This is a genomic window from Flavobacterium sp. WC2409 (genome assembly GCF_041200085.1).
GTDB lineage: Bacteria > Bacteroidota > Bacteroidia > Flavobacteriales > Flavobacteriaceae > Flavobacterium.
Genome location: NZ_CP165625.1, coordinates 3285813 through 3302900, shown reverse-complemented (window position 1 = coordinate 3302900; position 17088 = coordinate 3285813). Strand labels below are relative to the sequence as shown.

General features: G+C 34.6%; 11 protein-coding genes. All 11 read right to left on the bottom strand.

The window, feature by feature from the left end; genetic code table 11:
* Window positions 1-211: 211 nt before the first annotated feature.
* Complete coding sequence (locus AB3G34_RS14105) at window positions 212-1099, bottom strand: type IX secretion system membrane protein PorP/SprF (protein WP_369752812.1); 888 nt, start codon at window positions 1097-1099, stop codon at window positions 212-214.
* A 17-nt stretch (window positions 1100-1116) separates the two neighbouring features.
* Window positions 1117-3609 (bottom strand): gliding motility-associated C-terminal domain-containing protein, encoded by a 2493-nt coding sequence (locus AB3G34_RS14100; protein ID WP_369752811.1) that lies wholly within the window; start codon window positions 3607-3609, stop codon window positions 1117-1119.
* A 100-nt stretch (window positions 3610-3709) separates the two neighbouring features.
* A complete protein-coding gene (locus AB3G34_RS14095) occupies window positions 3710-5869 on the bottom strand; it encodes a glycoside hydrolase family 97 protein (RefSeq protein ID WP_367772625.1) in 2160 nt (719 codons plus the stop codon).
* A gap of 318 nt (window positions 5870-6187) precedes the next feature.
* On the bottom strand, window positions 6188-7570 hold the full coding sequence (locus tag AB3G34_RS14090; RefSeq protein WP_369752810.1) for an alpha-amylase family glycosyl hydrolase: 1383 nt from the start codon (window positions 7568-7570) through the stop codon (window positions 6188-6190).
* A 127-nt stretch (window positions 7571-7697) separates the two neighbouring features.
* On the bottom strand, window positions 7698-8777 hold the full coding sequence (locus AB3G34_RS14085) for a SusE domain-containing protein (RefSeq protein ID WP_367772621.1): 1080 nt from the start codon (window positions 8775-8777) through the stop codon (window positions 7698-7700).
* Window positions 8778-8792: 15 nt separating this feature from the next.
* Window positions 8793-10280, bottom strand: a complete 1488-nt coding sequence (locus AB3G34_RS14080) for a RagB/SusD family nutrient uptake outer membrane protein (RefSeq protein WP_367772619.1) — start codon at window positions 10278-10280, stop codon at window positions 8793-8795.
* A 15-nt stretch (window positions 10281-10295) separates the two neighbouring features.
* The gene (locus tag AB3G34_RS14075) at window positions 10296-13559 is read right to left on the bottom strand and encodes a TonB-dependent receptor (protein WP_367772617.1); all 3264 of its coding nucleotides are present in this window, start codon (window positions 13557-13559) and stop codon (window positions 10296-10298) included.
* A 128-nt stretch (window positions 13560-13687) separates the two neighbouring features.
* Window positions 13688-14857 (bottom strand): FecR family protein, encoded by a 1170-nt coding sequence (locus AB3G34_RS14070; protein WP_369752809.1) that lies wholly within the window; start codon window positions 14855-14857, stop codon window positions 13688-13690.
* Window positions 14858-15094: 237 nt separating this feature from the next.
* On the bottom strand, window positions 15095-15658 hold the full coding sequence (locus tag AB3G34_RS14065) for an RNA polymerase sigma factor (protein WP_367772613.1): 564 nt from the start codon (window positions 15656-15658) through the stop codon (window positions 15095-15097).
* Window positions 15659-15933: 275 nt separating this feature from the next.
* On the bottom strand, window positions 15934-16590 hold the full coding sequence (locus AB3G34_RS14060) for an aspartate kinase (RefSeq protein WP_367756025.1): 657 nt from the start codon (window positions 16588-16590) through the stop codon (window positions 15934-15936).
* 118 nt (window positions 16591-16708) lie between these two features.
* Window positions 16709-17068: a YraN family protein gene (locus AB3G34_RS14055; RefSeq protein ID WP_367772611.1), complete on the bottom strand. Its 360-nt coding sequence runs from the start codon at window positions 17066-17068 to the stop codon at window positions 16709-16711.
* Window positions 17069-17088 lie beyond the last annotated feature (20 nt).

Below are 17088 nucleotides of genomic sequence, written 5' to 3'. Positions count from 1 at the left end.
AAAGTCGGTTTAATTGAGTTTTACTTTTCAAGCAATACTGTAATTAACACTATAGGGTTACTAGCATTAAAATCAATTAACTTTCCTTTTTGAAGGTTGTTAAGATGTATGCAAATGGGTTTGTATTATAATGTTAACGTTTAATTAAAAAGGAATTTTGAAATAAAAAAAACACCTCCTAAGAGGTGTTTTAAACAAAACTAAAATGAACTTAAAACGTATATTGTAGTAAAATTTCATTGGTGTTTTTAGCACTAGCCATTGTTGAAATCGTACTCATTTCATAAGCATACCCAATGATGAATTTCTTGTTAAGAATAAAATTAGCCATTGCAGCATAGGCTTTATCAGTTCGGTATAATGCACCTATTTCAAAGTTTTGTTGTATTTGCAACATCGTGCTAATATCAACTGAGAAAGGTGTAGCAGTAGCATATCGAGCCAAAACAGAAGGTTTCAATATTAATGTCCCTGCTGGATTAAGATTAAAATCATAACCACCGCTTAGATAAATTCTAGGTTTGTTAGTTTCTAATGTTGCATATCCATTGTCATTTTTTGCGTTTTGGATATGTAATAATTTAGGTACCGAAAGCGAGACATAGAATTTTTCACTTTTTAATAGGGCACCGGCTCCAAAGTTAGGGTTAAACGTTTTGATGGAACCAAAAGCAGGATCTGATTCAACAGAATATAGTTCTAGCCCAGCTGTGTTTAGATTAAAATTAGTACCTCCTGCATTAATACCCAAATACAAATCCGTGCTTTGACTCATTTTTACTTTATATGATAAATTAATATCTACTGCTGTTTGTTTTTCTATAAAAGTAGAAGAATTGACAACAGCGATACCAAAGCCAAGATTATTTGCAATTGGCATTCCAAAAGAAACGGCTTGCGTTTTTGGGGCATTTGCTATTCCGCTCCACTGATTTCTTATGGAACTTGTAATTACGGTTTGCTCATCAACACCTGCATAAGCAGGATTGATAACGTTCATGTGGTATTTGTAAAAAGCAAATGAGCTTTCTTGTTGGGCAAAAACGGAACTACCAATTAAGAGTAGTGTGGTTGCCAATATGTAATGTATATTTTTCATGTTACTTTTTTTATAAATTATTTAGCAATGTAAATCCACCCTTGTTGATCAATAGAACCATCATTACCTAAATCAATTTGATAGAAATAAGAACCTATGGCTACAATTTTACCCGTGTTTTTGTATTCTCCATTCCAGTCATTCTGATAATCAGGAGAAAAATACACTTCAGCTCCCGTGCTGTTGAAAACACGAACAGATGAATTGGGGTGATTGATTAAATTATTTATAAACCAAGTATCATTTTTACCATCACCATTTGGTGAAAATCCTTCGGCTACATTTATTTCAACTAAGTCACAAGCATCGCCAATACCATCATGGTCAATATCTGCCTGATCTTGATTATACGTTGTAGGACAATTGTCATTGACATCTAGAATTCCATCAAAATCATGGTCTTCATTGTACACTTCGATAGAGAAGCTCTTTGATGTAGAACCTATTGCATTAGTTGCGGTTACTGTATAGTTGATAACATCAGTTTCGATTGTGGGTCTACCTGATACTGTTCCGTTAGCAGTATTTAAAATTAGGCCAAAAGGCAATGACGGATTTATACTAAAAGTCGAAATTGGATTTGAAATTACAGTTGGTACTACTGTTTCCATTACAATGTTTATGGGTAGTCTAAGGTCTCCTGTATAAGTTAGGTTTGTTGGTACACCTTGTATTTCTATACTAATTGTTTTGGAAGAAAAACCATAACTATTGGTTGCAGATACTGTGTAAGCACTTGCAGATTGAATGCTTGTTGGTGTTCCACTGATAATTCCAGTAACAGCGTCCAATTGCAATCCTTCAGGTAATGATGGATTTACCGTGTAAACAAGATTGCCAAGACCTACATCTACTGATGGTACTAAGCTCGAAATTGTTGTATTTGAAACAAAAATATTTGGGGTATTATAAGTTAATTTACTTGGTGCTGAAGGGATTAAAATACTATATTCTGCTGTCGTTTTATTAAAAGTAATATTGTAAGTGCCAGCTGTAGGCACTGTTATAGGATCAGCATCCACTACTGCAATTCCTGAAGGGAAAGCTGTTCCACCCCAGTTATAAGGCAATGTCCAAGCATGATTCCCTCTAAATTTTAGAGCACCAGGAATTAAAGAAACTCCATCAAGAGTATATAAGTTACCATCAGTAGTAATCATATCGGTATCCGTTACCCAAGCACCCGGAGTCGCATCACCAAAAATACTTATTACTTGATGATTTACTGTTGGAATCGCAATCGAATAAACAGCAGTTTCAATGTTAAAAGTAATATTGTAAGTACCAGCGGTTGGCACTGTTATAGGATCAGCATCAACAACAGCAGTTCCTGAAGGGAAAGCAGTTCCACCCCAATTATAAGGCAATGTCCAAGCGTGATTTCCTCTAAATTTTAGAGCACCAGGAACCAAAGCTACACCATTCAGCGTATACGTAATTCCATCGGTGGTAACCATATCGGTATCCGTTACCCAAGCACCTGGAGTCGCATCACCAAAAATACTGATTATTGGATGGTTTACTGTTGGAATCGCAATCGAATAAACAGCAGTTTCAATGTTAAAAGTAATATTGTAAGTACCAGCTGTAGGCACTGTTATAGGATCAGCATCAACAACGGCAGTTCCCGAAGGAAAAGCAGTTCCACCCCAGTTATAGGGTAATGTCCAAGCGTGATTTCCTCTAAATTTTAAAGCACCAGGAACCAAAGCTACACCATTGAGCGTATACGTAATTCCATCTGTGGTAGTCATATCGGTATCCGTTACCCAAGCACCTGGAGTGGCGTCACCAAAAATACTGATTATTGGATGGTTTACTGTTGGAATCGCAATCGAATAAACAGCAGTTTCAATGTTAAAAGTAATATTGTAAGTACCAGCTGTAGGTACTGTTATAGGATCAGCATCAACAACGGCAGTTCCTGAAGGGAAGTCAGTTCCACCCCAGTTATAAGGCAAGTCCCAAGCGTGATTTCCTCTAAATTTTAAAGCACCAGGAACCAAAGCTACACCATTGAGCGTATACGTAATTCCATCTGTGGTAGTCATATCGGTATCCGTTACCCAAGCACCCGGAGTAGCGTCTCCAAAAATACTGATTATTGGATGGTTTACTGTTGGAATCGCAATCGAATAAACAGCAGTTTCAATGTTAAAAGTAATATTGTAAGTACCAGCGGTTGGCACTGTTATAGGATCAGCATCTACTACTGCAGTTCCCGAAGGAAAAGCAGTTCCACCCCAGTTGTAGGGTAATGTCCAAGCGTGATTTCCTCTAAATTTTAAAGCACCAGGAACTAAAGCTACACCATTCAGCGTATATGTAATTCCATCTGTGGTAGTCATATCGGTATCCGTTGCCCAAGCACCTGGAGTGGCGTCTCCAAAGATGCTGACGGTTAGAAAAACTGCATTCTGTTTTTCAACTGAATGAAGTGGTGGCTTTTTTGCATTTGCAAAAGAGATTGTCAATAGACAAATAATAAAAAAGAGTAATTTCTTTTTCATGGTTTTTTGGTTTTAGTTAATAATCGTGGTTTTTGTGATGTTGTTTAATAAGCCCTATTACTAAAAGAAGATTTTGTAATAGGGCTTGTTGTTGTTCAAATTACAGTTTTTTCAATCCCTTCATTTCTGAAGCATCCCCTTCTTTAATACTGATGGCAGTCCCTCCACCAGGAGCAATGTATTGTTTCAAAACACTTTTTGAAGTCACTATGATTTTTTGAATCGTATAATTTTGTGGTTTTTCATTCCAACTAGCATCTTTAGCATCTGCATAAACAGTTGCGATGAATTTTTTTCCTTTTGGTAAATAGTCAAAAGCAATAGTTGCCGTTCTTGAATTTTCATCAGTGATTCCTCCTACGAACCATTCATTTTTCCCTTTTGCTTTTCGGGCAATAGTAATGTAATCTCCAGGCTCTGCTTCTAGGATATAACTATTGTCCCAGTCTACTGCAACATCTTTTATAAACTGAAAAGCATCAGGAAAACGATTGTAATTGTCCGGAATATCAGCTGCCATTTGCAACGGGCTGTACATCGTCACATAATAGGCCAGTTGTTTTACCAATGTAGTGTTGACACGTTGATTCCCACCTGTTTTGTAATACGTAAGATCCGTTTGAAAAATACCGGGTGTATAATCCATTGGCCCACCCATCAAGCGAGTAAATGGTAAAATAGTGGTGTGTTCTGGAGCTAATCCTCCCATGGCTTCAAACTCCGTTCCTCGAGCTGATTCTTGAGCAACCCAGTTTGGATAGGTACGGTTTAATCCCGTAGGGCGAACTGCTTCGTGGCTGTCGATCATAATTTTATAATCGGCGGCACGCTCTGCAACATGTATGTAATGATTTACCATCCATTGTCCGTCATGGTGTTCACCACGCGGAATAATTTTCCCTACATATCCTGTTTTTACAGCATCATATCCGTTATCATTCATAAACTGAAAAGCACGATCTAAACGGCGTTCGTAGTTTGTTGCAGCTCCCGAAGTTTCATGGTGCATGATAATCTTTACCCCTTTTGAGGCAGCGTATTCATGAACTGCTTTTACATCAAAATCAGGATAGGCAGTTGTGAAATCAAAAACCTCTTCTTTCCAATTGTTAATCCAATCTTCCCAACCTACATTCCATCCTTCGATAAGGATGGCATCAAATCCATTTTTTGCAGCGAAATCAATATATTCTTTGGCATGTTCTGTTGTTGCGCCGTGTTTTCCATTTGGTGTAAGCTTAGTAAAATCTTGGCCAAGCTTCACATTGTTCTCTTTCCCATACGCCCATGTGCTTTTTCCAGCCACGAAGTATTCCCACCAAATTCCAATGTATTTCACTGGTTTTATCCATGAAACATCTTTGTAAGCAGTGGGTTCGTTGAGGTTCAAGATCAGTTTTGAAGCCAAAATATCAGTGGCTTTATCGCTTACTACGATTGTTCTCCAAGGCGTTTGTGTATCCGTTTGCATGTATCCTTTATTTCCAACTGCATCAGGCGTAAGATGACTGCTCATTTTAAAAGTGTTTGCATCAACGTTTAAAGACATCGCTGGGTAATTAATCAATGCAGCCTCGTGAATATTGATGTATAAACCATCCGAAGATTTCATCATCGATGGGGTTTGTACAGCTAGATTTTTTATAGGCCATTGTGAATTAATTTCAACGGTAGCTTTTTTCATCAAGGAAGGAATTTCTGAAATCTTTGATGTGGTATACGCATATTCATTGGTGTCATAATCTCCTGGAATCCAGAAAATTTTATGGTCTCCAGCCAATTGAAATTCGGTATGTTCTTCTTTGATTACAAAATAATTAAGATCATTTTGTTTTGGAAATTCATATCTAAACCCCAATCCATCATTGAACAAACGAAAGCGAATTCGGATGAAACGATTGTTGTTTTTGGCTTGTGCCAAAGTAACTACCAATTCGTTGTAGTTGTCGCGAATGGTTTTTTCCTCACCCATAACTGGGTTCCAAGAATCATCAACTGATTTTTGTTCCGTATTAGTAATGGAAAAGCCATCCATAAACGAAGGCACATCTTTTATTTCTAATCCCAAAGTACTAGGCTTGATTACAGGTTTTCCTTTATAAGATAATTGATAAGAAGGAACACCATTTGCTACAAGTTCAAATTTTAGAACAAGATTCTTATTAGGTGAATTTATTTCTTGTGCTTGTACCAAAAAAGGAGCAAGGAAAATAAATAAAAACAACTGATGTAGATTTGTTTTTTTAAGTTTAAAGGTCATTTTTTTATTTTTTTAATTAATAGAGAATGCAATTCTGGTTGTATTAAAAATCTCTTTTGAATGCGTAGGAGGAGTGCGAAAAGTTCCCATTGAATTTTCCCAGCAGCTTAGGAGTGGATTTTAGTCCCTCCTTAATAATTTTCGAATAGACACAACACACAAAGGCAAATAGTTTCGAAGTATTTAAAATTTAAAAAAAGAATCAAATTACTTATAAACAAGAAAGTGATATGAATTAAATCTTTTATGCCTTTGTGTTTGCGCCAATAATAGAGTCGTTTTTTGGCTAACCGATGTTACCAAAAACTAGTTTTTAGATTAGTTTTTCAATACCTTATATTCATAGGGCAATAAACTTATTTCAGTAGTGGCCGTTATTGCAGCACTAGTAAACCCATCTTTCCATGTCATTTTTGATAATGAAACAGGAATCGTGTAATTAACTGCTGAAGAAGTTAGGTTAGCTAGTACAAAAACTTTTTCAGTATCTGTTTCCATGGTAAATGCACTTACCGCATCACTACTATATCCTTTAAAAGTTCCTTTTTTAATGGCATTACTAGAATTTCTAAATGCAACAATCTTTTTGTATTCAGCTAACATGTCTAAATCGCCTGTACTCCAGTCAATAGGGGTGCGGTTAAAATAATCGATTCTTTTATTGTACCCTACTTCTTGCCCATTATAAATCATAGGTATAGAATTCATGTATGCTGCAACTACAAATGCTGCAATAGATCCTTTTTTTCCACCAAATAACTCTAAAGGGGTACCATCAGAAAGGTTGACATCATGATTGCTTGTATACCTTACCACTTTATTTTCAGGAGTGTAATTATTAGCATATTCTATAGCATTCGAATCTTGTAGAGTAGTTGCTGATTTGCTTTCGCCAAAAACTTTTTCAATAGCACTGAAGAAATTAAATCCAAAAGTAAAATCAAAACCAGCAGCAAATTGACTCACTTTTGACCCTTCTGCAAGCATCAATATGGTTTGATTTTTCTTAATTTTTCTTAATGCTGTAATAGCTTCTGACCAAAAATTTTGAGGTACAAAATCAGCATAATCACATCTAAAACCATCTATGTTTGCACTGTATACCCAGTAGGACATGGCATCAATCATAGCGGCACGCATTTCAGTATTTGTAAAATCTAGTTGTGCTACATCATTATAATTAGTTCCTGGAGGAATAATAATATTTCCGCTAGCATCTTTTTGGTACCAATCTGGATGAGCAGTAATCCAACCATTATCCCATGAAGTATGGTTAGCTACCCAGTCCAAAATAACTGCCATATTTTTTTTGTGGGCTTCTTCTACTAAAACGCGTAGGTCTTCCAAAGTTCCAAAATCAGTATTTACTGCTTTGTAATCTTTAACAGAATATGGAGATCCTAATCCGCCAGAAGATCGCACTATACCCACTGGATAAATAGGCATTAAATAAATAACATTAACTCCAAGTTCTTGAATAGTAGTTAGTTTTTCTTGAACTCCTTTTAGAGTTCCTGCTTCACTAAAGGCACGAATGTTTACCTGATAAATTACGGCATCTTCCTTTTTAGGCATTTTTTCAAAACGGGTTCCGTATTGTGGATATACTGATGCTGGATTTGGCTCATTATCCGAAGAACTGCATGAAGCGAGTACCGAACTAAAGACAAGTATAAAAACGATGTTGATATATAATTTCATTTTTTTTTGATTTTAATAATAAACGTATTGCACATAGCGATGAAAACAGGAGCTCCATTTTGTAATTAGGAGCTCCATTTTTAAATAGATAAACTACATCTTTTAATGCTAAACGAATATTTTGTTTTTAGATTTTTGTAACTGTATAGGTAGCCGTTGGAGGATATCCATTAGTTGCGGGATCAATATCATCTATTTTAAATGTTATTTTATAGGTCCCTGCTTCTGATATATAATGTGCTCCTGGGTCATCTAAATAAACTATCCCATCATCATTATTTTTTGGACCATAATTAATAGTCCAAGCATTATTAAGTCTGAATTTTACATTTCCAACTTTCAAATCACTTGTAATCTCCCATTGTTTTAGTTGGTGATTAAAAGACATATTTGTAGAATTGTCCCAACTTCCAGCTGTAGCATCACCTACAATTCCCCAAGTATAGGGCGTAGCTTTCCATTTTGCTGTATTTAGATTGACATTAATTTGAAAAGAACCAGCTTGAGGCATTAAAAAATCAGCATCACTATGGTCAACTAATACATCATTAGTTGCGCCAGCACCATAAAATTGATCCCAGTTTCTATTGGTGTTAAGTTTAAATCCTAAGCCAGCACCTGCCGGAATCGTAACATATCCTTGATAAATACCTGCATTAATTGCTGTTAAAGATGCTGCTGTATTTATATCCCAACCTTGGTAACTTCCGGGCATGTAAATTTCTCCAAAAACGACTGCTTTTGCAAAAGGAGTTACAGTTAATTCAATTGCATCGGAATAGATAGTTCTGTCTAAAGTGGATACTACACGAACAACTATTTTTCCTGATTCATCAACGGGAAGTCCTAGTTTGATAGCCATTTTATTAAAATCGCTTCCTGAGAAAGCTTTACTTAGCACATCAACTCCTGCCTCAACACGAACTGCTTTTGACCAAGCTGTAGCGCCAACAGCATCTGCGGGAACATCAAATTCCAAAGCATAAGTTACAGGAGCGTTTACAGGAAATACTACTGTAGGCCAAGAAATAGTGACTACAGATAGATTTTCGTTTTCTGATGAAAGGACAATAGTGCTAGACGAAGCTTCTATTGGGGCAGAAAAACTTACTGTTTTTAAAGTAGTAAGTACGGCATCATTTTCACAAGATGCACCTAAGAAAAGTAAGGTGCAAAGTGCGAATATCTTGTTTATATATTTTTTCATAATAGTTTCTATGTGTTAGTAACCTGTATTTTGTTTTAGTCCCTTGTTAGCATCTAATGCTGCGGTAGGTATAGGGAATAATTTTCGGTAATCTGCAGAAACGCCTCTAAAATCGTTTGCTAATGAAAATTTATCAAAACGAATCATGTCTTGTCTTCTATGTCCTTCCCAGTTTAACTCAAATCCTCTTTCATTATAAATATCATCTAATGTTGGATTTGCAGCTAATATTCCAAGACCAGCACGTTGTCTTATTTGATCGATAAATGGTTTGGCAGCTGTAGGGTTACCTAATCTTACATTGCATTCTGCTTTCATTAATAACACATCGGCATAGCGATAGATAGGAAAGTCATTTGATGCACCACCACCATCCATAGGTGTCACAGGGTAAAATTTAGTATCACGAACACCAGCTTGTGGTGCTGCCCCAGGATTGTCAAGTGAAGCGACGTCTATAGAATAATTAACTCCACCACCTTGATCTCCATAACGGAATTGTTTTTTACGAATGTCTTGGTCAGCATATTTCAAGAAGAAATCCTTTGGGACAATAGTTCCATTCCAACCACTAGTTCCAAATAATGCATTAGCATCTGGACCATTCAAACTACGAATAGTAAAAATGTTACGGGAAACTACATTTGCAGTAACGAAAATAGATAGGATCGTTTCATCATCTGGAAGGACATCACCAAATAATTCATAATATTTGTTACCCAGAGGGCTAGAAGCATCGGCAGCACCTGAATGCAGAGAAAATCCTCCTTCGCTTACTTTATCGCAAGCAGCCAAACATTTTTCCCATTCAGGAGTTCCAGTGTATACTTGTGCATTCAAATAAACTTTGGCTAATAAAGTATAACCTGCCCATTTATTGAATCTTCCGTAATAGTTACCGCCTTTAGTACTTGAAAGGGTTTCTACATTTTCGGTAAGTTCTTTTACTACAAAATCATATACCTCTTTACGACTAGATTGAGGGATTTGATCTACAGTAATATTGTTGTCTGTATAAAAAGGAACATTACCAAAATCATCTATTAGTAAATAATAGAAAAAGGCTCTCAATACTTTGGCTTCAGCAATTTTTGAAGGTTCGGCATTGGATTTTTCTAATTGATTAACGGCCAAATTGGCATTGAAAATAGATTTGTACAACCATTTCCAAGTGTTATTTATAAAAGAATCCGTAGGCAACCATTCGTGTTTGTATAAACGAGCAAAATCCAATTCCCAATCACCCGTTGTTCTATGAGGAATTACTTGCTCATCTGAACTGAAACTGTTTAAGTCATACCAACCTCTATCAGCCCCAGCATAACCTACACCATCCCAATTACCGCCAACTTGTGCATAAACACTAGCCAGCGCTACATCGGCACCTTGAGCAGAGCCGTAAAAATCGTCTGCGGAGTATTTATCATATACATTTTCATCTATGTTCGTACATCCGAATAGAAAAAGGAAACAAATGCTTCCTGCTATCAATATATTTTTCATTTTCATTTTCTTTTACTATTTAAATTTTACATTTAATCCAAAGGCAAAACTTCGGGTACGAGGGTAAATACCATTGTCGCCCCCAAAACCATTACCACCACTCAAATTTAATTCGGGATCAATTCCTGAATACGGTGTAATTAGCAATAAGTTATTTCCAGTAAGAGAAAGTCGAACAGATTCAATATATTTTACTTTTTCAAAATGAAAGTTATAGCCTACAGTTACATTTTCTAATCGTAAAAAAGAACCATCTTCAAGCCATAAGTCAGAACCATATTTTGAAGTAAATAACCCTAAAGGAATAGCGCTTTCCAACACGTTTGATTTACCAATATTTTCTAGGTAACTTAAATTTGATTTAAGGCCATTGTAAATTTTGTTTCCACCTGATCCTCTCCATAACATAGAGACATCTAAGTTTTTATATTGAAAAGAGGGGTTGAATGCATAGGTGTAAGTTGGTAATGCAGAACCTTGTATTAAGCGGTCTGGACTAGTAGTTCCTTGATCAATAATACCGTTTCCATCAACATCAAGCACTGTTTCCGAATTTTCATTGTCTTTACCTGTATGATGTAAGATATTAAACGTACCTATAGGTTGTCCTTCAATTAAGTAAGAACTTGGTCCCCAAGGAACATTATTCGTGTTTAATGGTACACCATTGATACTTCCGCTAAGGTTCAATATTCTATTTCTTAAGAAAGACACATTCCCAGCAAGGGTAAGTGTTGTGTTGTCGGTTTTTATTAAATCATAACCAATTGCAATTTCCAATCCTTCGTTTAATAAACTTCCAACATTTGCTTTGATTGTATTATATGGGAAAGGAGGTTGTGGAACGGTATAATCAAATAAAAGATTATCGGTAGTTGCTGTAAATACATCAATACTTCCTCTTACTTTGTTGTCGAAAAGACCAAAATCTAAACCAATATTGGTTTGTTTTTTTGTCTCCCAACGTAAATCGGCATTGGCATTTTGGATTACATTGAAATTGGTGATTTGTTGACCTCCAAAATAAGTTACTCCAGATCCACCCACAAGTGAGATAGAGTTTTGTGGATATAATCCTTGTTGATTACCTGTAACTCCATATCCTCCACGTAATTTTAATTCGCTAAAAATAGTTTGATTGGCCATAAAAGGCTCTTTGTCTATTTGCCAAGCAACCGAAGCCGATGGGAAATCTCCCCATTTATTATTTACACCAAATACAGATGAACCATCTCTTCTAAAACTAGCTGTAAATAAATATCGGTTTAAAAAAGAGTAATTCACACGCCCCAAAAAGGAAACTAGTGTTCGGTCATTTTTATAGGATGAGATATCACCAGGTTGCACTTTAGATAAGTCACCTAGTTGCAAAGCATTATAAGTTGCAATGTCATTGATAAAACCTTTGGCTTGAGCAAAATTACCTTGGTAGGCCTGATTTTGCCATTCATACAAGGCTAATGCATTAATACTATGGTCTCCAAACACTTTTTTGTATGAAAGACTAATATTCATTAATTTTTCATTTTGCTTGTTGTTGCTTATGTTCGCATACCCATTTTGATCCACCGCATAAGCATTAGTTGATTCCGCAGGAAGATAGTACCCATTTGTACTATTTGTTTTTCTCCAACTTCCAAACCAACCAGCTGTTAACCCTTTGTATAAATCTAAATCGGCTTTAAGGCTTCCAAACAAATTATCATATTGCCCTTCATTGGTCACTGTTTGTGCAGCAGCATAAGGATTCAAGTATTGGAATACATTTGGGTCTGTAAAATAACTACCATTTGTATTATAAACGGGATCAGTAGGACGCATTACATACGCATTAGTGATCAAATTTGAAGTAAATGCAGCTCTACCAATGCTACCAATACTGTTAACGGCATTAGTAACCCCACTATTCAAATTAAAAGTCAATTTCAATTTATCATCCATTGCGGATTGCGTAGCTTGAATTCTTCCAATGTATTTTTTATTGCTGGTATTAATTACAACACCATCCTGTAAAATAGCACTGATCGAAGCTCTATAGCTAAATTTATCTGTTCCTCCGCCAAATGATAAAGTGTGAGTTTGTGTAGCACCACCTTTGGTAAGAATACCATACCAGTCTGTATCTGAACCATGATTTGCCGAAGCAGGAACGCCAACTAATTGAGCTTGTTGCCACCATTGGTCAGCATTCAACATGTCTAATTTTTTTGGAATATAATCGATAGCTGTTGAAGCAGAATATTCGACGGATGTTCTTCCTGCTTTGTTTTTCTTTGTAGTAACAATGATTACTCCCGCAGCTCCTCTAGAACCATAAACGGCAGTTGCTGAGGCATCTTTTAATATATCCATAGAGGCAATTTCGCTAGGTGGAATTTGGTTTAATAAATCCATATTTCCTTGAACTCCATCTACAACTACCAAAGGATCATTTCCCCCAATTAAAGAAGAGATTCCTCGTATTCTAACACTAGGAGCTGAACCTGGTTCACTTCCTGTTTGTGTAATATTAACCCCAGCCAATTTTCCCGAAATTAATTGCAATGGGTTGACAACAGCACCCTGATTCATGTCTTTTGCAGCTATAGAAGATACAGCACCAGTAACATCTTTTCTCGATGAAGTTCCATAACCTACCACTACAATCTCTTCTAAGGTAGTTGTATCTGGAAAAAGTTGAATTACACTATTATCTTGGTTTGCAGAGACTCTTTTCTCTTTATAACCTATATAGCTTATTATGATTATAGCGTCACTGTTTTCAACATCAATTTCAAAGTTTCCATTGATATCTGTGACTACTACTTTTTTGGTTTTTTCTTCCATGATCGAGGCACCTGGAAGAGGCATACCATTTTCATCGGATACTTTACCTTTTATAGTCTTTTTTAAATAAAAAGTCTGATCCGTTTTTTCAATTAGAGGTTTTTTCAAAATAATTTGAGTTTCTCTAACTTTAAAATCGGTACCTGTTCCTTTGAACAGTTTGTCTAAAACTACATCAATTGTTTGGTCTTTTACACGAATAGAGATGATTCGATTTAAATCGATATCATTCATTTTGTAAATAAATCTAAAATCTGTTTTTTGCTCAATGGTTTCAATAACCGTTTCAACTGTTGTATTGTTTAATTCTAAACTTACTTTTGTTTTTTGGGCATAAGTATTCGCTCGGATATTAAACATGACAACTAAAAGAAGTAGCGTAGTTAGTTTCAATTTTAGGTTGTTTTGGAACAATGGGAATTGTATCCCACTATTCTTTGGTTTTTTTTTCATAATTTTGTAAATCGATTGTATTTAATCAGTTAGGTTCAATCACTTATTCAATCGGAAATTGTTCGCAGCTCTTTCCGATTTTTTTATGCATAATGGTTAACTCGTCATTTTTATTTGGTTTTTAGTTGTTATTTAATTAATATCTCATTGTCTTTTATCGTGTAATTAATGCCGTGAAGGTCATTAAAGTAGCTCAGTACTTTTTCTATTGGCTCATCACCAAAACTGGCATAAAACTTCTCATTAGCCAATTTCTTGTTGTGGTTCACAATAGTAACATTGTAGTGTCTTTCTAATTTTTTTGTTATATCAGTAAAACTCATATTTTTAAAACTCAATCGTCCTTCCATCCAGGCAGTATAAATGTCAGTATTGACTGCTTTTGTTTCAATATGGCTGTCTTTTTTATTAAAACTACCTTTATATCCTGGTTTAAGAATAGTGTTTTTATTGGCGTCAAATTTCTCGTTTGTAGTATAAAGTCCAACAGAACCTTCTACCAAAACAACGTCAGTTACAGCATCTTCAGGATAGCTAGAAACATTAAAATGTGTTCCTAAAACACGAACGTTTAAATTATTAGCATTAACAACAAAAGGGTGTTTTTTGTCTTTTGTAACATCAAAGAAAGCTTCTCCATCTAGAAAGACTTGACGGTTTTCACTAGCAATAAATTTCACAGGGTATTTAAGTGTGGTTCCTGAATTCAGGTGTACAATAGTTCCATCAGACAATTCCAATTCGAATCGTTTTCCATATGGTATTTTAATGGTGTTGTAAACTAGTTTTTCTAAAGAGGTTTCGGTATCGTACGCAATTTTATTTCCATTGTGACTTGCTACTATATTTCCTTCTGAGTCCGTAACTTGAGTTTTTTTAGTACCAGAAATAATTTGAACATCACCGTTAGCTAATTGGAGTGTGATTTCATCACCATTTAGTATTTGCGCCTTTTTTTCAATTAAAAGAGTATGTTGATAGGACCATCCAATAGACAATATAACAAGAATTGTTGCTGCAATTGAAAGGTATTTTAGAATTGGAATCTTTTTGGTTTCAACAGTAATTGCTTCCGTTTCTTTTGTTTGAGATAGAATATTTGAGAAAATTTTATCTGCTGTTGATGAATCCATTTGAGGAGTTTCAGCCAGCAAAATTTTTATGTCGTCAACTGTTGGAAAATCAGTTGTGAGATTGTTTTTTCGATAATAGGCAACAACTTCATTACTTTCCTCCACATTGCATTGGTTTAAAATAAATTTATGAAGTAATTTTTGTAATTCTGAATTTTCATTCATTTCAAGTAGTTTTTTGTTCCGGTACTATATTATACAGTTGAAGTGGAGTTGACTACTACTCAAACGTTGTAATTTTTTTAATTTTAACATAAAATAATTTAAATAGCACAAAAATATTGAATATAAGTAGTTGATTAAAAGTTACTTACATTCATTTAGTGATGTTTTATTTTTTTTAAAAAAAGTCAAAAAAAATCACCCATAAAGAGTGATTGAGAGAAAAATAGTTAAAGCGTATCATAAAATCCCATCATGGCCTTTTAAAAATAGCCGCATTGATTCAAGTGCTTTGCTCATTTGGCTTTTTACAGTATTTACTGATATCCCTAATTCATGGCTAATTTCTTCATACGTTTTGCCTTGTTTTCGTGACATTTTAAAAATTTGCTTGCGCTTGGGAGGCAATTGTTTAATGGCTTGTTTTTTGAGTTTTTTGCAGTCGTCTTCTCGAATAGAATAATCACCTTGTTCATGTGATTTTTGGCTTTTGTAGAAAATTTCTTCTTTTAGAAGGACATCATTGGCCGCCTTATTCAAAATATTAAAGGCTTGATTTCTGGCAATAGTGAACAAATACGATTTAAAGGATTGCTCTAAATTTAGATTTTCACGATGTAGCCACACTTTTAAAAATACTTCTTGAACATTTTCTTCAGCTAATTCTTTTGATTTAAGTAGGCTAATACTATACCCATAGATATCTTGATGGTAATGATCAAAAAGGGAACGAAAGGCTTTTTCGTTGTTGTTTTTGAGTTCACTAACTAATAATTGATCGCTATAGTTTTTTGTTTCTGACATTAATTGTATTACCCTTAATTTTTATAAGATTAAAATAGCACACTCTCAATTCTAGCCTCTTAATTGTCTGATGAATTAGCAAATATATAAAAATAATATTCTCATTGATTTCTTTAAGTAAAAATCTATTTATAATTTTTTATTCAAAATTTGGTGATAAGTAGTTAATTTTTAATTGAAAACGGAATTAAGCTGAGCCCAAAAATAAGTGTGAATTAAAAAAGCTTCCAACCTTTTTTAAGACTGGAAGCTTGAAAATATACAATTTGAAAGGATTAATTCTTCAAATCTTTTATTACTTTAAAAGCAACATCAACTTGCTCTTCGCTTACTAAAATGGTAAATTCATTAGAAGTAGAAATCACCTCGTTGATTATAATTCCTTCCCAAGCCAAACGTTGAAAAATGAAATAGTAAATACCTGGAATTACAATATTCTCTTTTGGTAATTTTACCGTTATAGAAGCTAAATTGTCTAGTTTTTGAATCAATTTTTCACTTACAAAATGCTTGTCAACTAATTGATTTACACTGTTACTTATTACAATGTTAATTTCATTTACACCTCTTGATGATGTATAAAAAACATCGGGCAATGCATTGATATCCGAGATTAATTCAGCTTGTTTATTTAAAACAGTTTCTGATACTGCAAAAGTATAGTCAGTCAAAGCAGATCGAACCGTAATCTCTCCAATGTTTTTTATTACTTTATTGATTTTGTGATTTAATCGGAAGTCTAATTCTTCGGTCAGTCTTTTTAGTGACATTACGATGGCTCCTTGTTTAACTTCTTTTCCAAATTCACTTTCCAATTCGGACATGATATTTCGGGATAATGAGGTTAAGTTGATTATCCCAAGTGATAAAGCATTTAATAAAAATGGCTTTGTTTTAATGTAATTTTCTACAATTGAAGAAACGGTTTTCATAATAAATTAGGTGTTTTTACTTAGTTTTAGTAGTTAGTTTAGTTAGTTGTTGTGTCAAAAATCGCTACAAATATAAATAAAAAACAATTTGTTACAAATATAACATGATAAAATTTACTTAAAAATGATAAAAAGCATCGATAAGGTGTTCAATTACAAAAGATTTACCTTCTTTATGGATAGCAATAATATCAAAACGGACATTTACATCCATGTTTTTTTCGACTACGTAGGCATCTACCGCCTTAACTAGAAGTTGAATTTTTTTTGGTTTTACAAAATCTTGAGGCAAACCAAATTCAATTGAGGAACGGGTTTTAACTTCAACAATTGCCAAAATATCTTCTTTCTTAGCAATTATATCTATTTCAGCTTTTTGAAAAGTCCAGTTAGTATCTAGAATTTCATAGCCTTCTTTTTGCAGAAAGGCAAAAGCCATTTCTTCACCAAATTTCCCTAATTCATTGTGTTCCGCCATTTCATCAATTTTAAATCACT